15 protein-coding genes and 2 tRNA genes are annotated in these 21,764 nt (G+C 39.6%); 12 read left to right on the top strand and 5 right to left on the bottom strand.

Going from position 1 to position 21,764, the window contains the following annotated elements; translation table 11 throughout:
- The first annotated feature begins 37 nt into the window (after positions 1-37).
- Together NE535_RS00195 and NE535_RS00190 are read left to right on the top strand one after the other, a co-directional pair.
- Positions 38-113: transfer RNA gene (locus NE535_RS00195), tRNA-Gly, on the top strand.
- 41 nt (positions 114-154) lie between these two features.
- Positions 155-240: transfer RNA gene (locus NE535_RS00190), tRNA-Leu, on the top strand.
- 486 nt (positions 241-726) lie between these two features.
- On the opposite strand, the gene NE535_RS00185 is transcribed toward NE535_RS00190, so the two are convergent.
- The 5 genes from NE535_RS00185 to NE535_RS00165 all read right to left on the bottom strand — a co-directional run bounded on the left by NE535_RS00185 (position 727) and on the right by NE535_RS00165 (position 7,414).
- Positions 727-2,322: an ABC-F family ATPase gene (locus NE535_RS00185; RefSeq protein ID WP_261296685.1), complete on the bottom strand. Its 1,596-nt coding sequence runs from the start codon at positions 2,320-2,322 to the stop codon at positions 727-729.
- A gap of 205 nt (positions 2,323-2,527) precedes the next feature.
- The gene (gene can / locus NE535_RS00180; RefSeq protein WP_261296684.1) at positions 2,528-3,145 is read right to left on the bottom strand and encodes a carbonate dehydratase; all 618 of its coding nucleotides are present in this window, start codon (positions 3,143-3,145) and stop codon (positions 2,528-2,530) included.
- 301 nt (positions 3,146-3,446) lie between these two features.
- Positions 3,447-6,119, bottom strand: coding sequence for a PqiB family protein (locus NE535_RS00175; protein WP_261296683.1), 2,673 nt, complete (start codon positions 6,117-6,119; stop codon positions 3,447-3,449).
- On the bottom strand, positions 6,106-6,702 hold the full coding sequence (locus NE535_RS00170) for a paraquat-inducible protein A (protein WP_261296937.1): 597 nt from the start codon (positions 6,700-6,702) through the stop codon (positions 6,106-6,108). The genes NE535_RS00175 and NE535_RS00170 overlap by 14 nt, the downstream gene beginning before the upstream one ends.
- 79 nt (positions 6,703-6,781) lie before the next feature.
- Positions 6,782-7,414, bottom strand: a complete 633-nt coding sequence (locus NE535_RS00165; protein WP_261296682.1) for a paraquat-inducible protein A — start codon at positions 7,412-7,414, stop codon at positions 6,782-6,784.
- 173 nt (positions 7,415-7,587) lie between these two features.
- Between NE535_RS00165 and NE535_RS00160 the strand changes: the two genes are divergently transcribed.
- The 10 genes from NE535_RS00160 to NE535_RS00115 all read left to right on the top strand — a co-directional run bounded on the left by NE535_RS00160 (position 7,588) and on the right by NE535_RS00115 (position 21,637).
- Complete coding sequence (locus NE535_RS00160; RefSeq protein ID WP_261296681.1) at positions 7,588-7,872, top strand: YebG family protein; 285 nt, start codon at positions 7,588-7,590, stop codon at positions 7,870-7,872.
- A 73-nt stretch (positions 7,873-7,945) separates the two neighbouring features.
- Complete coding sequence (locus tag NE535_RS00155) at positions 7,946-8,404, top strand: GAF domain-containing protein (protein ID WP_261296680.1); 459 nt, start codon at positions 7,946-7,948, stop codon at positions 8,402-8,404.
- Positions 8,405-8,685: 281 nt separating this feature from the next.
- Positions 8,686-9,309 (top strand): RNA chaperone ProQ, encoded by a 624-nt coding sequence (proQ, locus tag NE535_RS00150; protein WP_261296679.1) that lies wholly within the window; start codon positions 8,686-8,688, stop codon positions 9,307-9,309.
- Positions 9,310-9,331: 22 nt separating this feature from the next.
- The gene (gene prc, locus NE535_RS00145) at positions 9,332-11,383 is read left to right on the top strand and encodes a carboxy terminal-processing peptidase (RefSeq protein ID WP_261296678.1); all 2,052 of its coding nucleotides are present in this window, start codon (positions 9,332-9,334) and stop codon (positions 11,381-11,383) included.
- 73 nt (positions 11,384-11,456) lie between these two features.
- Complete coding sequence (gene pepN / locus NE535_RS00140) at positions 11,457-14,015, top strand: aminopeptidase N (RefSeq protein WP_261296677.1); 2,559 nt, start codon at positions 11,457-11,459, stop codon at positions 14,013-14,015.
- Positions 14,016-14,106: 91 nt separating this feature from the next.
- Positions 14,107-14,325 carry a DUF2835 domain-containing protein gene (locus tag NE535_RS00135; protein WP_261296676.1) on the top strand — a complete coding sequence of 73 codons (219 nt, stop codon included), beginning with the start codon at positions 14,107-14,109 and terminating at the stop codon, positions 14,323-14,325.
- 311 nt (positions 14,326-14,636) lie between these two features.
- Positions 14,637-16,673 (top strand): DUF1302 domain-containing protein, encoded by a 2,037-nt coding sequence (locus tag NE535_RS00130; protein WP_261296675.1) that lies wholly within the window; start codon positions 14,637-14,639, stop codon positions 16,671-16,673.
- Between the two features lie 13 nt (positions 16,674-16,686).
- Positions 16,687-18,051, top strand: coding sequence for a DUF1329 domain-containing protein (locus NE535_RS00125; protein ID WP_261296674.1), 1,365 nt, complete (start codon positions 16,687-16,689; stop codon positions 18,049-18,051).
- 68 nt (positions 18,052-18,119) lie between these two features.
- On the top strand, positions 18,120-19,127 hold the full coding sequence (locus NE535_RS00120; protein WP_261296673.1) for a WD40/YVTN/BNR-like repeat-containing protein: 1,008 nt from the start codon (positions 18,120-18,122) through the stop codon (positions 19,125-19,127).
- A 200-nt stretch (positions 19,128-19,327) separates the two neighbouring features.
- Positions 19,328-21,637: an efflux RND transporter permease subunit gene (locus NE535_RS00115; protein ID WP_261296672.1), complete on the top strand. Its 2,310-nt coding sequence runs from the start codon at positions 19,328-19,330 to the stop codon at positions 21,635-21,637.
- Positions 21,638-21,764 lie beyond the last annotated feature (127 nt).

Raw genomic sequence — 21,764 nt, 5'->3', positions numbered from 1 at the left:
GTTAATGCAAAGTAACTCTACATGCACTAAAGATTCAGCGACATTAGCTCAGTTGGTAGAGCGATACCTTGCCAAGGTATAGGTCATCGGTTCGAACCCGATATGTCGCTCCAAATTGAGTTTGAATTGTAATTTACAGTTTAAAACAAAGTTTGCCCGAGTGGTGGAATCGGTAGACACAAGGGATTTAAAATCCCTCGCTGAATAAGCGTGCCAGTTCAAGTCTGGCCTCGGGTACCATTATTAAGCTCTATTTAACATCAAGTTAAATGAGTGATGGATAAAACAGCCTCAACTTAGTTGGGGCTTTTTTATGTTTAAAATTTGAGTTGACCAAGCATCAACCTCAAACATCTCTTAAAATTTTCTCCGACAATCTTAGATAACATCATTCAGTAGTGGTTTAGTCGCAGTGGTGTCGCCTTTATCTTAAAGATGATTGAAGCCTAACATTAAACGTCTACAGCGCTCATGAGCTCTTACACCATCTTAGATTGGTTTTCTTGACAGAGTATGTCGAGGCACCGTTTTGGGGTTCTTTCTTGATGTATTGATAAGCAGCATAAAATTTATTGCATCATAAGCTTTGCCAGTAGCAGTGCTTGTTTTTCAATGGTTTTGCTAAGGCATATTAATAAAAAAGGCCTGATACAATAAATGTATCAGGCCTTTTTTATTAGGATAGTCAGTAAAATTGTCGACTGACATTTTAAATAAAATGACTATCTAATTTGTAAGCGGATTTTGGCTAGCAAGGTATTCATCAAAGGTACCTTGGAAATTGATCAATTTTTTATCTTTGACGTCAATAATACGGGTCGCAAGGGAGGAGACAAACTCTCTATCGTGGCTAACAAATATTAAGGTGCCTTCAAATAGTTTTAGCGCTTGATTGAGGGCTTCAATCGCTTCCATATCCATATGGTTGGTTGGCTCATCCATAACCAAGACGTTAATGTCCATCATCATCAGTTTGCCAAACAGTAGACGGTTTTTTTCACCACCTGAGCAGTTACGCACTTTTTTGTTCGCATCGTCTTCAGTAAATAATAAACGACCTAACATACCGCGGACCATTAAATCGTTATGCTTTGGCGTGCGCCATAATGACATCCAATCAAACAGAGTCATGTCGTTATCAAAATCTGCGCTACTGTCTTGTGGGCAGTATCCAATAGCGGCATTTTCCGACCATTTAATACGACCTTGGTTATGGGCTATTTCATTGACTAAACAACGTAGTAGGGTAGTTTTACCTACACCGTTTTCACCAATAATGGCAAGTTTTGATCCAGCTTCTAGAATGAGGTTGCCATGTTCGAATAACACTTCATCAAAACCATGGCCTAACTCTTCCAGAACAAGTGCTTGGCGATGTAATTTTTTGCTTTCTGTAAAGCGAATTGATGGTGTTATCCGACTTGATGATTTCACTTCATCTAGTTTAATTTTATCCATCTTTTTGGCTCGAGAGCTGGCTTGTTTTGCTTTTGATGCATTGGCACCAAAACGATTAACGAAGTCTTGCAATTCGTCTATTTCAGCACTTTTCTTCGCGTTACCCGCAAGTAGTTGTTCACGCAGCAAACTTGATTGCTCAAGAAAATACTCATAGTTACCAGGGTAAATCCGCAGTTCACCATAATCAATATCGGCCATATGGGTACAAACAGAGTTTAAAAAATGACGATCATGGGAAATGATGATCATGGTACATTTGCGTTTATTTAACTCTGTTGCCAGCCAACTAATGGTATGGATGTCTAAGTTGTTGGTGGGTTCATCCAATAATAAGATGTCTGGGTTAGCAAATAGGGCTTGAGCAAGTAACACACGTAGCTTCCAACCTGGTGCAACTTGTTGCATTAAACCAAAGTGAAACGACTCTTCAATACCCGCTTCTAATAAAATCTCACCCGCACGGCTTTCAGCAGTATATCCATCCATTTCTGCAAACTGGCTTTCTAGATCGCCTACACGCATACCGTCTTCATCAGTCATTTCAGCTTTGTTATAGATGAAATCACGCTCTTGCTTTACTTTCCAAAGCTTAACATCACCCATAATCACCGCATCAACCACGCTATATTGTTCAAACGCAAATTGATCTTGGCTTAGCGTACCGACTTTTAAGCCTGGTGAAATGGAAACATTGCCAGAAGTTGGGGCAAGTTCGCCACTGAGGATTTTCATGAAGGTAGATTTACCACATCCATTGGCACCGATTAAGCCATAACGATTGCCGTGTCCAAACTGAGCAGAGATGTTTTCAAACAATGGTTCAGGACCAAATTGCATAGTAATATTTGCGGTAGAAATCAAAGCAAGTTTCCAAATGAGTGGTACAGAATATTTATCGACAAGTGGCTAGGTTTAGCGTTGTGAGAATAAGACTGATATGAAAGAGTATTTAGGGCGCGGATTATACAGGTAAGTGGTCAATTGTCGATTTATAATGCTATTTACGTTAGTTAAAGCAAAACCCTAAATATATTAGGGTTTTGTTATTTCATCTTTATTGATGGTGTTATTGCGCTGTACCCATCGCCGTTTCACGATCAATTGTTACATCTAAATCGGTTAACAGGCCATTATCGATACCATAAATCCAGCCATGGACGGAAACATTTTGACCTCTTTCCCAAGCTTCTTGCAATATTGGAGATGAAGTGACGTTAGCTACCTGCTCGATAACGTTTAATTCACATAAGCGATTAAATTTAGTTTGCTCATCAAGTTTAACTAGCTCTGACTGATGCATTCGATAAATGTCACGCAGATGTCCTAACCAGTTATCAATGAGCCCAAGACGCTGATTTTGCATCGCAGCTTTCACACCACCGCAGCCATAGTGTCCGACGACCATGATGTGCTTTACTTTGAGTACATCGATTGCATACTGTAAAACTGATAAGCAATTCAAGTCAGTGTGGATGACCATGTTGGCAATATTGCGGTGTACAAAAACTTCACCAGGCATTAAATCGATTATTTGGTTTGACGGTACGCGGCTATCTGAGCAACCAATCCATAGGTATTCGGGATTTTGCTGTTTTGCGAGTTTTTCAAAAAATGATGGGTCTTCTTGGTTTATGCGTTGTGCCCAACGACGATTATTATCGAAAAGCGGTTTAAGCAGTTTCATAGTCACTCACATGGCATTAGCACAATTAAATGAAGTGCTTATTGTAATTTTCTAACGAGTATATCAGTAAAGTTGGTTGATCTGGTCTATCCAATTTTAAGTTTATTTTAATTGTGACAAGAATCAGTTTAACAAAAATATCCTCAACAAAATTAAATGTGTAAAACTTAATTTCTAGGTGAATGTTGGTTAAGACATCTTTTGCGTTGTCTAACATTATGTCTGATTGGATGTTCAACTAAATAAAAAGCGAGGTAAATTAATTAGTTCGCTTTTTATTTATAGTCAATATAAGCATTGATTATTGCTGTGCGGGTTTCCATTCTTCCCATTCTGGTTTCATGCGGTTTTGTAACATAAACTCACTTGATGGGCTTATGACATTGATATTTGAAGTGATGTCTTTTGTTATTACTGATATCCCACCAGATAATAAGGTTTCTAACGAGCCTGTTTCAATCTGTGCTCCTGAGAAAATACCCACTTCAAGTTTAATCCCTGATGCATCCCAGAATTGGCTACTGGTATTCACTAAGTGTGAATATTCGGAGCGGATATGTGCAAACATCAATACTTGCTGACCCGTTTTTGACAGGTTGTATCCATCAATTTGACCAATGGCAATCCCTCTAAAAAATATTGGTGTACCGACTTTGATTGATCCTAATTGTTTGTCAATCAGAGTAAAAGTGAGTGCATCTTTAGGGGTGTTAGCATCATAACGAGCGGCAAGTTTTGCTTCAAACTGGTTATTTGTTGATTCAGCATCTCCAGGTAATACACTAATATAAGCGCCAGTGATTAGGGTATCTACATCTCGAATGCCGGCTAAAGAGACTTGAGCATCAACGACAAAGTATTCGGTATTTTGTTTACTAAAATGTGTTGCATATTCACCATACAAATACGCACTGGCTATTTGATTTGATAAATCTTTTGCCAGCTTAACTTGCTTCACTTCACCTATTTTATGTCCGCGGAAGCGGATAGGGGAGTTAGCTTCTATTTTTGCACTTGCAGGTAAGGTAATTGTTATCGGTTTAGCCTGGGTTAAGGCCAAGTGCTGGTTATCATAAAGCTGATCATTAATGGTGATGCCAGTTTGTGACGACAAACTGCTTATATTGACCGATTTAAAAATTTCATCATCGATAAACCCTAACGAAATGCTGCCTTTAATGGCTCCAGCAAGTGGTGCCACATCTATTTTAACACCAGCTAAACTGGCGTTAACGGACATGGCATCATTACGCCAAAAAACGGTTTTCGGTTGCAACAACTGTTCGAATTGTTTATCGATCACTAAATTGAGTGAAAATAGATCAGTTGCGGCTTGCCACTCAATTTTTGCAATTCGACCAATTTGCATTTTTTTGTAGTAAATGGGCGCACCTTCGCTTAAGCCTGCACCATCTTGACTGTTTAACACTAACTTGATTTTTTGTTGTTCAGTGAATAGCTTCTGGGCAGTTTCAATACTGTCATAAATTTTAAATTGGCTACCTGTTTTGGCTAAGCTTTTAGATTTGCTTGGTACCAAGGTTACCGCGCCTTCTAATAGCGTAGTGACATCACGGGTTTCAAACTTAATACTGTCAAGAGATGCGTCTAATTTAATCGCTTGTTCACTGATGAAATAGCTTCCTTGAGTGACAAGAGATTTAAATTCAGGGAGTATTTCGACTTGATATTGCACCGCAGAGAAATCATCACTTAAGCGGCTTGAAATGACGGTACCGATCGGCAACTGTTTGTATCTAACTTGAGCACCAACAGACATACCAGTGTGTGAGTCAGATAATAAGGTTAAAGACAGTTTTTGTTGAGTTAATAAATCGGGTGGTGTTTGTTCTAATAAGAAACTTGGCGGTAATGCATCGGTAGCGGTTCCCGGAAGTATATTAATAACATTACCTGTAACTAATCGTGATAAATGCTTCATTCCTTTTAGTGATACATCGGCGCCAGAAATCCAAAAACGACTATCTGATGCTAGTAACGAATGATATTGTTGTTCAAGCGATGCCTGTAACGACACTCCCGACTCTGTTAATGATACTTTTTCAACTTTACCGACGACTACTCCGCGATACATCAAACTGGCGTTGTTGCTAATATCTTCAGCTTGATCTAGATGCAAATTGAATACTAATCCGCCATTAGCTTGTTCTTCATCTGCATATAATGTAAATACATCGCCGTTTTCCGCTTGTTCGATTTCAGTTCCGGTATTAAAGCTGATCCCGCCAGCCAGAATTGAAGCAAGACTTTCAGTATTAATTTTGACCCCCGCTAAAGAGGCATCAATTTTTAAACCAGAGACATTCCAAAAGTGCGAGTCAGTATGAACAAGGTGTGCGTATTGTTCTTGTATAAAGGCACTGATGATGACATTTTCACTGCCGGACAATCGATAACCTACCACGCTTCCTACGGGGATTTGACGATAAAAAATCGATGAGCCTACGTCAATTGACCCTAATTTATCCGCGTGTAACTCAATCACAATTCCTTCGCTGCCTGGGGTGATAGCTGGGGCTTCTCTTTGGGCTTCAAAATTATAGCGAGATTTACCATCGCCAGGTTGTATGGCGATATAATTACCTGAAAACAATGTTTCTAAGCCTTCAACACCCGTGATACTCGCTTTAGGTTGAACCAGCCAGAATTGGGTGTTTTCATTCAAAAAAGGATCAGCGCGGTAATCCATAACCACTTTTACATTGACGCCATTCAAATCTTTATCCAGGCTAACATCAGTGACTTTACCTACAATTAAGCCTTGGTATTTAATTAAGGTTTTACCTACATCAATCCCCGTCGCACTAGGGAAATGAATACTGATTTCTACACCAGATTCTTTAATGCTTTTTATCCCTAACCAAGCACCTAGCATTAACGCAACAATCGGCAATAACCAGATGGGTGAAAAAAGTTTTTTCTTTACAACTTTTGGAGATTCAATTTGAGTCATTATGTGTTTCCAAACGGTCCCATAGTAAGCGAGTGTCTAACACTTTTGCTGCGAGTTGAGTGAGTAAAATAACTAATGCAAATGCAGTTGCTGCTGGAGCCGGTTTTGCATCTAGCAACTGCCCCATATTAACCAATGCGACCGTCAAAGAGATGACAAATAAATCTAACATTGACCAGCGTCCTATCCATTCAATAATGTGAAAACCAACCATCATTTTGCGTTTAGAAATTGGAATATTAAAACTAATCGCACATAAATACAGTCCTAACCCAAATATTTTTAGCCAAGGGACAAGAATGCTGGCGGTAAATACGATGATGGCAATAGGGAACATGCCAGATTTAACTAGATGTGAAATGCCACTAAAGATAGTGTCATTGGTAACAACACCACGATTTGTTAATAAGGTGATTGGGTAAATATTCGCCAATATCAATAAAATTGTCGCAGTAACCAGCAAGGCCCAGCTCTGTTGGATGCTAGCATAATTCCTTGCGCTTAATGGCGAGTGACAACGACTACAGTTTTGTTCAGTTAATGCGTTAACTTTTTTGCACGTTGCACAAAGACAAAGACCCATTTTAAGCCCTTGTGGTGTTGTATTAACAGGTTCGTCATTAGCATTGTCAACTTGAACAAGCAACTCGGGTAACACATTATCATTTTTCGACATGGACATAACTCCACATATGTTCGAGGTTGTATTCGCGCTGCAAAAAAAGAATTGCTAAAAAAAGCAAGGTGAAACTTAAGGTGCCCATGCCAAAATAGACATCAGAGAAATCGGATAATTGAAACGCGGAGACAAGAAAACTGATCACATAAATTTCTAACATGGTCATTTGTGATAACAGGCCATGATTTTTGAGCAAACGACGATAAACGTTTTGCCAAAAAGATGAATTCAAATTCAATTTGATGATTAACACTTGTAGTAAAATTGACAATATCAATAACGCTGGTGCGATAACCGCAGACGCGAGTACGGCCAAACCTACGACCCAATAACCTTGCCCCCAAACTTCAACAGCTGTTTGGTAAACAGTGGTTGTGCGCACACTACCAAGAAAATTGATTTCGAGAACTGGTAATAAATTAGCGGGAAAAAAAACAATAAGCGCGGTAATGCATAAGGCGAGTAGACCATTTAAGGAACAATAAGGTGTGTCATACAAGGCTGTATCACATCTTGGGCACAGTGCTCTTACATTAGAAGGCAAAGCCCGTTTTCTAATGACAAAGTCACAGGAACGGCAAAGTATCACCGCTTTAAATGATTTGGGTTCAGGCATTATGGTTTTTATTAAGGCTATCCATCATCAATAAGCGCTTTATATTATACGAAAATGCCAACATATATTAATAATATCGATGTAAATGTTAAAACAAGTCAATTTGCTATTGCGTCTAACCCTTTATTTATGTCAATCTTTGCACTGTATATAAAAACAGTGGAGATGTGTTCATGGCAGTGATTACCCAGTTTGTCGTGGTAAGAGAAGGGGTTGAGAAGATGACATTTACATCAAAGAAAGAAGCCGATGCCTACGATAAAATGCTTGATGTTGTAGACAGTTTAGTGCCTTTCCTGTCAGCTTCTGAGCTTAATTTAGATGAAAACACTTGCGAACAGTTAGCATTTTACCTTGCGACAAACAAAGACGAGCTTGGGAATTTACTAAAAGGGGTGGTGAAACCTAAATCCATCGTTGAGCCAAAGCCTAAAAAGAAGACTGTTAAACAAGATTAATTTTTTTTAGCGACAACTACTGGTAGTCTGTGTGCTTTAAAGAATGACATGATTTTAGGTTCAAGGAATATAAATGAAAGCAGGGTTTTACGATACTCTCATTCGCCAGACTGAAGCTTTGCTGGCTGATGAAGATGATTTAATTGCAGCAATGGCCAATTTTTCTGCATTGATCAATGATAATTTAGCCGACTTAAACTGGGCAGGTTTTTATATTGTCAAGAATGGACGATTAGTTCTTGGGCCATTTCAAGGTAAGGTCGCCTGTACCAGAATTGAATTTGGTAAAGGCGTTTGTGGTACTGCCGCGGCATTAAATACCACTCAAAGAGTGGCAGATGTACATCAATTTGACGGGCATATAGCCTGTGATGCAGCGAGTAACTCTGAAATTGTTGTGCCAGTAAGACAAAATGGTCAGGTGATCGCCGTGCTCGACATCGACAGTCCATTGCTCAATCGTTTCGATGAAGATGATCAAGTAGGGATTGAATTATTAGTAAAACAGTTTGAAAATTGCTTATTTGGTTAAAATCCAAGCAATATGAGGTAAATGATTGTCGCAATCGCCGCAGCGAGCTTTATAATAGCCTATGACGATGGAGTGCTATTTTGTAATAGTCCCAAAGAGAGACTAGTCTAAACCGCTGCAAATTTGTTAAGCTTTGTTTCCAAGGCTTTAGCAATGCAGTTGTTAGTGCTAATTTATAGGTTAAGTGTCAGATATACTGAAATACTTAGCAAAAGATGAACGACTATTGGCCAAATAACCTTTTGCCAACTTTAGTCCCCTTATTTAACGTGGAAGTAAAAATGGAATCAACAGACAAGTTGACCGACACCAACGCAATTTTAGCGTATTTATATGAAACCTTTCCTGCATGTTTCATTGCGGAAGGCGACACAAAGCCATTAAAAATTGGTTTATTTCAAGATTTGGCTGAACGGTTAGCTGATGATTCTAAAGTCAGTAAGACACAACTTCGTGTAGCTTTACGTCGTTACACCAGCAGCTGGAGATACCTAAAGGGTGTTAAAGCTGGCGTGCAACGTGTCGATTTAGATGGCAACGATTGCGGTGAGTTAGAGCAAGAGCATATTGATCATGCTCAATCTACGTTGAAAGAAAGCCAAGACAAAGCCAAAGCAAAGCGCCAAGCGCAAGCGCCAAAAGCAGCGGCTAAGAAACCAGTTAAAAAAGCGGCTTCTAAGCCTCGTCCAGTGGTTAAGAAAGAAAAGCCTGCAGTAGTTGCAGCACCAGTCGTGAATTTGGTTCCTGCAAAAATGGCAGATTTATCAACTAATCAACGTGTCAACGTTAAATTAGGTGCTTCGCCAGTGGCTGGCACGATTACCGACATTAAAAAAGAAGATGTACACGTCCAGTTAGATTCTGGTTTGAGCATCAAAGTACGTGTAGACCACATACTATTATAAATTTTAAAGGAGTAACTTGTTGATGCGAAAACTCACATTGGCCGCTTCAATTGCTTGTGCATTAGCAGGATTCTCTGCATGGGCAATTTCACCAACGATTCAAATCAGCGAGTTACCCAAACTAGCCCAGGAACCTCAACATCAAGTTGCCAGTAAACGAGTCACTAACTTATTTACTCGCGCCCATTACCATCGTTTTGATTTAGATGACGCTTTCTCTGAACAAATCTATGCACGGTTTTTAGAGCAACTTGATTATCGCCGTAACGTGTTGACCCAAGCTGATATCAATGGTTTTGACCAATATAAAGATCAGTTTGATGATATGGTCAAATCGGGTGATATTTCTCCAGCTTATAAAATGTTTGATGTATTGCAAGCTCGTCGATATGAACGTTTTGCTTACGCGTTAACTTTACTTGAACAAGAGTTTGATTTTACCCAGCAGGGTGATGCTTACGAATTTGATCGTAAAGAGGCCGCATGGCCTAAAGATGGTGAAGAGTTAAATGAGTTATGGCGTCAAAGAGTCAAATACGATGCCCTAAATCTTAAGCTTACGGGTAAAAAATGGGATGAGATTGTTGATATCCTAACTAAGCGTTACAACAATGCCATCAAACGTTTGAGTCAAACTCACAGCGAAGATGTATTCCAGACCGTTATGAATTCGTTTGCTAGAACGGTTGAGCCTCATACTAGCTACTTATCTCCTCGTAATGCAGAACGTTTCCAAATGGAGATGAACCTTAGCCTTGAAGGTATAGGTGCGGTATTACAAATGGATGATGACTATACCGTCATCAAAAGCTTGGTTGCTGGCGGCCCTGCAGCATTAAGTGAGAAATTATCTCCTGAAGATAAAATTGTTGGCGTAGGCCAAAAAGATAAAGAAATAGTCGATGTTATTGGCTGGCGATTAGATGATGTTGTTGAACTGATCAAAGGGCCAAAGGGCAGTGAAGTTGTACTGCAAATATTGCCTAAAAAAGGTGGCGCAAATGCTCAACCTTTTAATGTCACAATTGTACGCGATAAAATCCGCTTAGAAGATCGCGCAGCAACCTCTAAAGTGGTTGAGCCAAAAGAAGGCGAATTTGCCAATCGCAAAGTGGGCGTGATTCAGATCCCTGGTTTTTATATGAACCTATCTGAAGATGTCGCCAAAGAGCTGACCAAGTTAAAAGAGCAACAAGTTGAAGGTGTCATAATCGATTTACGTGGTAATGGTGGCGGAGCATTAACCGAAGCGACCTTACTGACGGGTTTATTTATCGACATGGGACCCGTTGTTCAAATTCGTGATGCTAACGGTAGAGTTAACCAAAACAGAGATAATGACGGTAAGAGTGCTTATGATGGCCCGTTAACAGTGATGGTTGATCGTTACAGTGCTTCAGCATCTGAAATTTTTGCTGCAGCATTACAAGATTACGAACGAGCTTTAATTGTGGGAGAGCCTACCTTTGGTAAGGGGACAGTACAACAGCATAAGAGCTTAGGTCGTATTTATGATATGTATGAGAAGCCAATCGGCCATGTTCAATATACGATTGCAAAGTTTTATCGGATTAACGGTGGCAGCACACAGTTAAAAGGTGTTACCCCTGACATTCTTTATCCAAGTGCGTTAGAGCCAGGTGAGTATGGTGAGTCTGAAGAGAAAAATGCGTTGCCTTGGGACAAAGTTCCTGTAGCGCAATACAGTACTTTAGGCAATATCGCTCCTGAGTTAGTAAACCAGTTAACAACTAAGCATCAACAACGTATTAGTGCTGACGTTGAATTTGGCTATATTAATGACGATATCGCGGAGTTTAAAAAACACCATGATGATAAAACCATTTCATTAGTTGAGAGTGAGCGCATTAAATCTCGTGAAGATGATGATAAGCGTGCACTTGATAGAACTAATGAGCGCCGAGTTGCTGAAGGGCTTGAGGTGGTTAAATCATTAGATGATATTCAAGATGATAAAGATGCAAAAATCCCAGATCCTTTTTTAGATGAAACCGCACTTATCATGTTGGATATGGTTGACGCAGAAAAGCTAGCCAAAGCGCCTACTCAATAGTTAAATACACTCAATTAAAAACGCGCATTAGCGCGTTTTTTGTTATAAAAATTAAAATTGTTAAGGGATGATAATGTCTGAAGCTCAAGTCAAACATTTAAAAGATTACACTGCACCAACGTTTACTATCAATCATATTGATTTAAATGTCATTTTAGACGGTGAGAATACAAAAGTTGTAGCTTTAAGTAAGGTCTCTCGACGCAATGAGCATCAATTAGATCTGATCCTTGATGGGGAACAGCTTAATTTAGTTTCTGTAAAATTAAATGGCAAAGGGTGTGAATATCGTCAAACAGATAGCCAATTAGTCATCGCTACTAGTGAATCAGAGTTTGAATTAGAAATCACTACCGCATTAAATCCAGAGGCTAATACCAGTCTAGAAGGTTTGTATATGTCCGATGGCGCATATTGTACTCAATGTGAAGCTGAGGGTTTTAGACGAATCACTTATTTTTTAGATCGCCCCGATGTATTAGCCACCTATACGGTAAGAATAGAAGCGGATAAAGCAGAGTTTCCATTTCTATTAAGTAACGGAAATGTAATCGAACGAGGTGAGATGCCGCGCTCTGGACGTCACTTTGTTCGCTGGCAAGACCCTTTTCCAAAACCAAGTTATTTATTTGCTTTAGTGGCTGGAGATTTTGATTTACTTGAAGATCATTTCATCACTATGTCAGGTCGCAATGTAACCTTGCAGGTCTTTGTGGATAAAGGCAATTTACATAAAGCCGATCATGCAATGATTTCGCTTAAAAAGTCGATGAAATGGGATGAAGAACGTTTCGGGCTTGAATACGATCTTGATATATATATGATTGTTGCCGTTGATTTTTTCAATATGGGAGCAATGGAAAATAAAGGCTTAAACGTTTTCAATACCAAATATGTTTTAGCCGATAAAGCCAGTGCAACAGATGAAGACTATCATGGCATCGAATCTGTTGTTGGTCATGAATATTTCCATAACTGGACTGGAAACCGTGTTACCTGCCGAGATTGGTTTCAACTTAGTTTGAAAGAAGGGTTAACCGTTTTTCGTGACCAAGAATTTAGCTCAGATCTAGGTTCTCGTGCAGTTAATCGTATTCATGCCATTAAAGTTATGAAAAACCAACAGTTTGCTGAAGATTCTGGCCCAATGTCACATCCCATCCGTCCTGAATCAGTGATCGAGATGAATAACTTCTATACCGTGACCGTATATAACAAGGGAGCTGAAGTCATTAGAATGATGCATACCATTTTAGGCGAAGCAGCTTTTCAGGCGGGAATGAAGTGTTACTTTGAACGCCATGACGGTCAAGCCGTAACCTGCGATGATTTTGTTAATGCAATGGCAGAGGCGAGTGGCAAAGATTTACAACAATTCCGTCGTTGGTATTCACAAGCTGGTACACCGGTAGTTATTGTTGAAGATGATTTCAATCCTGAGTCGGGGCAATACACCTTGACGATCAAGCAATCGGTAGAGAGTCATGGTGTTAAAGGTCAAACACTTCATATTCCTTTTAGTATTGAGATATTAAACGCCGAGGGCGCTTCAGTAATTAATAAAGTTTTTGACGTGAAGAAAGCCACACAACAATTTACGTTTGACGGATTTGCAGCAAAACCTGTTGCATCATTACTGCAAGACTTTTCTGCGCCAGTTAAACTTCAATATGAATTCAGCTTTGACCAGCTTGTTCATATTATGCGTTTTGCTAGCAGTGAAGTTGCACGTTGGGAAGCGTCAGTGCAATTATTCAGTCAATCGGTTTGGGAAAATGTTGCGCAGCTTTCAGCCAAAGAAGTCATGTCGGTTGATCCAAGAGTAGTAGAAGCATTTAGAGGCGTTATTCTTGATGCAGGGTTAGATCAAGCTTTAGTGTCTGAAATCCTAAGTTTTCCAGCGGCTTCAGCTTTAATTGAGCAAGTATCATCGGTAGATTTAGATGGTTTGCAAATGGCACGTGAATTTGTCATTGAAGAAATTGCATCGGCAACACAAGACGAATTACTTGCAAGGTATCGTGAATTAACCGTGATTGATAACCCATCGGCGCGGGCATTTAAAAACGTAGCCTTATCGTTACTCTCTACAGTGTCACAAGAATATGAAACATTGGTTGTTGAACAGTTTAACTGCTCTACCAATATGACCGACAGCCTAGCAGCCCTAAAAGCTGCGATGACAGGGCAGTTTGATTGCCTTAGCAAGTTATTAGCCGATTTTGAGGCGACTTGGCATACCACGCCGTTAGTTATGGATAAGTGGTTTACATTACAGGCTTTATCAAATACAGACGATGTTATTGATTCGATAAAGCATCTTACTCACCATAATAGCTTTAGTTTTAGTAATCCTAATCGCGTTCGTTCGCTCATTGGTGCATTTGCAGCAGGCAATACTTATCAATTTCATCGAAAAGATGGATCTGGATACGCTTATTTGACGCAGATTTTGATCAAACTAAATAAATCCAATCCGCAAGTTGCTTCTCGTATGATCACCCCGTTGATCCAATTTGCTAAATTTGACCACGCTAGACAAGATTTGATGAAGCAGTCATTGGCAACTTTGCAGAATTTACCAGACTTATCTAAAGATCTTTATGAGAAGGTCAATAAAGCGCTGAACTAAGTTATCGTTAATCTATGAAGGGGAGAGGGTTTCTCTTCCCTTTTTTAATAACATATTTAACGTGATATGTGTCTACTGAGGAAGGGATACTATGGTGTTTTATTTCAATATATTTATCAGTTATAGAAAGTTTTCTTCATATTATCATGGCTATAGTGATTCAGTCGCGTTAACTGATGTTGACGGGCGGCATTTACAAATTAACGCAAAGTACTTTAGACCCTTTTTGACTTTAAATGGCATTCAAGGCAATTTTAAATTGGAATTAGACAGCAAAGGTGCTTATAAATCGTTAACCAAGTTAGAGTAATTACTTCAAACGTTTGATTTATTAAATTTATAGAAAGGTGACTATCGCTTTTTCAAATAAACTACTGAAATAAAATGTTTTTAATCCCTTGCTTCCCACCTGTTTTCATTCCTTATTAGTTAATTCAAATATCTGGCCTATTTTAGTTGTAACGATATGGTTAACCACGTTAATTTTATTGTATATTTTCTCTGTTTTGGCCTTGCTCAACAAGGTTAAATGCTGTAACAATGGTGTTACCTGTGGGCTAACAAGATGTTGGTTTAAATTCCTATAACAACGATTCCAGCAGGTTACGGAGATGAGCTAAAATGAATATTGTTAAGAAAAAATTTAACAAGTCGGCAATTACTTTGGGGGTAATGTCGGCTTTGTGTTTAGGAATGAGTCCAAATGTTTCCGCTTTCTCATTCAATTGGGGAGATGTAGAGGGTACATTCGATTCTACCTGGACCGTTGGTGCTAGCTGGCGTGTTGGGGAGCGTGATTGGGAAGGTCAAATTGGTAAGGTTAATCAGCCTCAATTTGACTGGTCAGGCTACTCAGCGTTCTCAAACACTAAATACACCTCAGCAGAAATCTGGGCTCAACCAGGCTCTTATTCAAGCAACAATGATTTAAGTAACTTACTTTACTCTCAAGGTGACACCACCTCTGAAATTGTTAAAGGACTTCATGAATTATCATTGAAATATGAAAACTACGGTCTGTTCGTTCGTGGTATGTATTTTTACGACCGCAAATTGAATAATGGTAGTTATGATTTCAACGACCCTCTTACGGGTAAAGAATTTGACCCGTGTGCTGATAGCCGTGCCTCAGAAGTTCAATGTAAAGATGTGCGTTTATTAGATGCTTTTGTTTACGCTAACTGGGATTTAAACGATGGCCAAAATCCATTGTCAGTTCGTGTCGGTAATCAAGTCGTTTCGTGGGGCGAAAGTACCTTAATCCCGCATGGTATTGGTGTGATAAACCCAGTCGATTTAAACATTCTTAATGCCCCAGGTGCTGAGCTTAAAGAAGCATTCCGTCCGCAAGGTATGGTGTGGGCATCTTTGGGATTAACAGAAAACCTCAACGTTGAAGCATTCTATCAGTATCAGTGGGAGCCTATTTGGGTTCCAACGCCTGGCTCTAACTTTGCGACTAACGATTTCGCTGGATTTGGTGGTTATAACCAAAATGCGCAGTTAGGCTTTAATGCTAACCCTGACATTAATTTAGACTTCTTAATCTCTGAATATCAAGCGCTTTATAAAAATGCTGCTGCCACTGGTTTCAACCCTGCGATGGCTTCGGCAATGACAGCTTATTCAACTAAAGCGGCTTTAATTCAAGATGAAGCTAAACCCAGTGATGATGGTCAGTACGGTGTGAAATTAGGTTTTTATTCACCTGAACTAAATGAAACTGAATTTGGTTTGTATTATATGAATTACCATAGTCGCCGCCCATTAATCAGTGGTACCGCGTCTAACTTCACTGCTGCCGCTATTGGTGGTGACTACGCTAAGTTGGCAGCAAGTCAAGGTCAAATTGACCGTGAATTACTGCTAAGCATGGAAACCTTCACTAAAGCACAAATTGTTTACCCTGAAGACATCCAATTATATGGCTTTAGTTTTAACACTTTAGTCGGTGATACCTCTGTAGCGGGTGAAATAGCTCACCGTGTTGATGAGCCTTTGCAGATTGATGACGTTGAATTACTTTTCGCGGCTATGCCTCAACAGCTTGCTAATGCCGGAATACGTCCAGATTTAGATGGTATTTCGCAAATGGATGTTGTTGCACCTGGTGCAACGGTTGATGGTTTTATTCAGCTAGATACCACTCAAGCTCAAATGACATTAACTCACTTATTTGGTCCTACTTTGGGAACTGATAACCTTACTATGTTAGCGGAAGTTGGCGGTGTGTGGATCCATGATATGCCAGGCTTTGATGAATTACGCTTAAATGGCCCTGGCACCGGACGTTCTGGTGGTAATCCAGATATGACTGGTATTATTCAAGCTTTACATAATGGTCCTGAAACCAATCCATTCCCAACTGATTTCGCCTGGGGATATCGTTTAGTCGCTAAAGCGGATTTCAATAACGTATTTGCGGGTGTGAACGTGGCACCACGAGTTATTTTCTCTCACGATGTCGACGGTATTACGCCAGACCCAATGTTCTTATTCACTGAAGGTAAAAAATCTGTAGCACTAGGTGTGAATTTTGATTACCAAAACCGTTGGGGCGTTGATTTTTCTTACAACAGCTTCTTCGGTGGTGTGGGAACAACGAACGTGATGGAAGACCGAGATTATGTCTCGTTTAACGTCAAGTATTCGATTTAAAAGGATAATAATAATGAAAAAACTGACGATATTATCGGCAGCAGTGATAATGGCGCTAGGCGCACCTGTTGCGATGGCGAAAGTATCAGAAGCTGATGCTGCTAAATTAGGTACAAGCTTAACACCAATGGGTGCTGAAAAAGCTGCAAACGCAGACGGCTCTATTCCCGCATGGGACGGTGGTATTACTAAGCCTGTTGCGGGTTATGAAAAAGGCATGCATCACTTAAATCCTTTTCCTAACGACAAAATTTTATTCACAATTACTAATGCGAATAAAGCACAGTACGCAGAGTATTTAACGCCTGGTCAAAACAAGCTTTTTGAATTGTATCCTGATACATATCAAATGAATGTTTATGAAACCCGCCGTACCGCATCTGTACCTCAATATGTTTATGATGCTATTAAAGTCAATGCAACTTCAGCTGAACTTGTTGCGCAAGGCAATGGTATTTCTGGTGCAACAATTGGCGTACCATTCCCCATTCCTAAAGATGGTCTAGAAGTTATTTGGAACCATATTTTGCGTTACCGTGGTGTTGATGTTGAGACTTATCGTAGCCAAGCGGCTCCAACTTCAAGTGGTTCATACACTTTAGTAGAAAACGCTGAAGAAATTCGTTTTGAGTATACTCGTCCTGAAATCACATTGGACAAGTTAAAAGAAACCAATACTTTGTTCTACTTTAAGCAAGTTGTGACCCAACCAGCACGTTTAGCTGGTACTGCGTTGCTTGTTAAAGAGACCATGGATCAAGAGGCATTACCTCGTCAAGCATGGACTTATAACACTGGACAGCGTCGTGTACGTAAAGCGCCAAACGTTGCCTTCGATACTCCCGGTACAGTGTCTGATGGTCTAAGAACAACAGATGATTTTGACATGTTCAACGGATCGCCAGTTCGATATAACTGGGAGCTGGTAGGTAAGAAAGAAATCTTTATTCCTTACAATGATTATAAGTTGCACTCAAATGAACTTAAGTATGACCAAATTCTGAAACCTGGTCATATCAATCCAGAATATGCTCGTTGGGAAAAACACCGTGTTTGGGAAGTCAAAGCGACATTAAAAGATGGCATGCGTCATATTTATAAGACTCGTGTGTTCTACATTGATGAAGATTCTTGGCAGGTGTCTTTAACAGATATGTACGATAACCGTGATGAGTTATATCGTGTAGGTACAGCACATAGTATTAACTATTATGAAGTGCCAACATTGTGGAGTACGTTAGAAGTATTCCATGATCTTCAATCACGCCGTTATTTAGCGATGGGATTAGATAACGAAGGCCGCATGTATAACTTTGATGCAAACTTATCTGAGTCTAACTTTACCCCTGATGCACTGCGTCGAGCTGGTATTCGTTAATTCATTCGTTTGAGTCGAATTTGTTAAATAAAAGGGCGCTTAGCGCCCTTAAATCTAAGGAAGTTTGTATGAAGGTTAGCATGCTTCGCAGTGCTGTCGCGATAGGATTAAGTGCATGTTTATATACTGCTTCAGTTAACGCACAACTTGATCCCTTAACGGTACAAATACAACCACAAGCGCAATCGTCATTGTTAGTTGATATTGCCAAAGCGGGTGATAAATTAGTTGCCGTTGGCCAACGTGGCCATGTTTTAGTGTTAGAGCAACAATGGCAACAAGTTCCTACACCTGTAGTCACCCAATTGAATAACGTGTTTTTTTTGAATGAAAAGTTAGGTTGGGCAGTTGGACATGATGCGACGATCATCCACACTAATGATGGCGGTTTAACGTGGTCATTACAGATGGCGTCAATCGAATTAGAAAAACCGTTTTTAGATGTCCGTTTTTTCTCTGAACAACATGGTGTGGCTATTGGGGCTTATGGTTTATTTTATCGTACAGAAGATGGCGGTAAAACATGGCAAGATGAGTTTCATCAAGAATTACTATTTGAAGAAGACGTTGCATATTTAAATGAAATAAAGCAACAAGATGAACAGTTATATTTGTCTGAACGTGCCGCATTACTACCACATTTTAATCGAATAATTAATCTTGATGATGATCGTTTACTCATGGTGGGTGAACTTGGATTAGTCGCTGTATCCGATGATATGGGGCGAACATTCTCACGTGTAGAGTTTGATTATGATGGTTCAATGTTTAATGCCATTACCCATGGTGATGATGTGTATGTCATGGGGTTACGCGGTCATGTGTTTAAGGCATCTAATTTATTAAATGATTGGCAACAAATTGAATTACCGGTTGAATCATCCATCAATGGTGCTTTAGTTAATGGTGATGATTTATATCTTGTTGGCAATGCTGGAATTATTTTGAAAGTTGATGGTGATAAAGCAGAGTTGGTTGCTCGCCGTCAAGGAGAAAATATCGTTTCAGTGGCTAGAAATAATAAAGGTGAAATTTGGTTTGCGGGTACTAAAGGGCTTTTCCAATTGCCAAAGTAACCGTGTTTATGGGTAAGTGTTGATACTGTTTCACCAAGGCACTCTTTATTCATACTCACTGCACCAAATCGTTTAAAGACAATAATAAGATGTTATCTAAGTCATTTTGATAACATAAAGGATGATTTGTTCATCCTTAATGCTACTGTTTTTTTAGTAGCCACTATTAAGATTAAAACAACAATAATAGGGCCGACAAGATGTTAGAAAAACTGGTCAATAGTTTCGAAACTCACTTATTCCGTAATCGCATGTGGGTGATCATATCTTTTATTTTTATTACGGTATTTTTAGGATACCAAGCCAGCCAGCTAAAAATGGATGCGGCCTTTAGTAAGAATATCCCGTTAAATCACACTTACATGCAAACCTACACTAAGCACCAAAAAGAGTTTGGTGGTGCCAATGGCATTATGGTGGCGGTTGAAGATACCAGCGGTAATATTTTTAACCCGGTATTTTTTGACACTTTGAAAAAAGTACACGATGAGCTGTTTTTTATCGATGGTGTCGAACGATCGCAGGTTAAATCACTTTTTTCACCTTCAACTCGTTTTACTGAAGTGGTTGAAGATGGTTTTGCTGGCGGTCCAGTTATTCCAGCCGATTTTAGAACTGACGAATATGGTTTAGCTGTAGTACGCGATAATATTGAAAAAGCAGGCATTGTTGGGCGGTTAATTGCAAATGACTATTCAGCCGCGATGGTATCAGCACAGTTGATGGATTTTAATCCTGATACCGGTGAAGCATTAAATACCATTGAATTTGCTAATCAACTCGAAGAAAAGCTTCGTGGCCAGTTTGAAAACGACAATATTAAAATCCATATTATCGGTTTTGCGAAAATGGCAGGTGATGTTGCAGACGGTGCTAAAGGGGTATTGCTGTTTTTCCTCATTGCTATCCTCATAACCGCAGTGATGGTGTATCTCTTCTCCAAGTCAATAATGCTTACCATTTTACCGTTAATGTGCAGTTTAATGGCGGTGATTTGGCAATTAGGATTATTAACCGTCGTTGGCTTTGGTCTCGACCCCATGTCGATTTTGGTGCCATTTTTGGTATTTGCGATTGGCGTGAGTCATGGCGTACAAATGATCAATGCGGTACGACGTCGAGTGATTGATGGTCAAGCCACTAAAGCTGCTGCAGCTTCAGCGTTCCGTAGCTTATTAGTTCCTGGTGGTGTCGCGTTGCTCTCCGATACCGTAGGATTTTTAACCTTGCTTGCAATCGATATTGGTATTATTCGTGAGTTAGCGATTTCAGCTTCTTTAGGAGTAGGGGTGATTATCCTTACTAACCTTATTTTGCTTCCTTTGGTGATCTCTTACACCAATTTATCTAATGCCGAAGAAGATCCTGTTCAAAAGCAAAAAATTGAGAATATTTGGCGTAGCTTGTCTAAGTTTGCGACACCCAAATATGCGGTGATTGTTTTAAGCTGCACAGCCGTTTTATATGGTGTGGGCTTTATGAAAGCAACCGAAATGAAAATTGGTGATTTAAAAGGTGGCGCGCCCGCGCTTCATCAAGATTCACGTTATAACCTTGATACGTTTTTTATCACGGACCATTTTTCTATCACCACAGACGTGATGACGGTGATTGTTGAAGCCGAACCAGAGGCCTGTACTTATCATTCAATGCTCAGTCAAATTGACCAATTTGAATGGATGGTAGGCAATACTCCGGGGGTGGAATCGACAGCGAGCTTGGCGTCTATTGCCAAAGCGGTAAATGCTGGGTTTAACGAAGGTAATCCTAAATGGCAAATTTTACCCCGTACAACAGCTAGTTTGGTGCAAGCTGTGGGTCAAGTACCAACTACTTCAGGTTTATTAAACGGTAACTGTTCTGTGATGCCTGTGTATCTTTTCTTAAAAGATCACAAGGCAGAAACCATTGAAGTTGTTGTTAATAAAGTTAAGCAAGTGGCAGCTGAACTTAATAGCGATAAGTTGCAGTTTAAGTTGGCATCTGGTCCTGTTGGGGTTATGGCTGCGACAAATGAAGCGGTCAGCGAAGCGCAATTACCTATGATGATTTATGTCTATGGTGCGGTGTTTTTCCTGTGTTTAATTAGCTTTAAATCTCTGAAAGCAACGATTGCGGTTATTATTCCTCTATATGTTGTATCAACTTTAGCTCAAGCGCTTATGACCATGCTTGATATTGGTCTTGCGGTCAGTACTTTACCCGTTATTGCACTGGGTGTGGGTATTGGTGTGGATTATGGTATTTATATTTTATCCACTATGTCTAATAAACTCAGTAATGGTATGGCGGTACAACAAGCTTATTTCGAAGCATTGGTTGAACGAGGCAGTGCTGTAATCTTTACTGGATTAACTTTAGCTATTGGTGTGAGTACTTGGTTCTTTTCAGCGCTCAAATTCCAAATGGACATGGGAATTTTGTTAACATTTATGTTTTTAGTAAATATGTTAGGAGCGATTATTATCCTGCCAGCACTTTCTGCATTGTTTTGGCGTAAACCAAATTAAAAACAACAGCTTAATTAAAATGGAGAGCATTGCTCTCCATTTTTTTTTGCATAGTTAATCTAAATCGGCGCGTTTAATTGCATTTTAAACAAAATATCAGCTATGAAACTGGATAAATAGAGGATCT

Origin of the sequence: Shewanella holmiensis, assembly GCF_025370255.1 — a bacterium.
GTDB lineage: Bacteria > Pseudomonadota > Gammaproteobacteria > Enterobacterales > Shewanellaceae > Shewanella > Shewanella holmiensis.
This window is presented reverse-complemented; position numbering and strand designations above follow the sequence as displayed.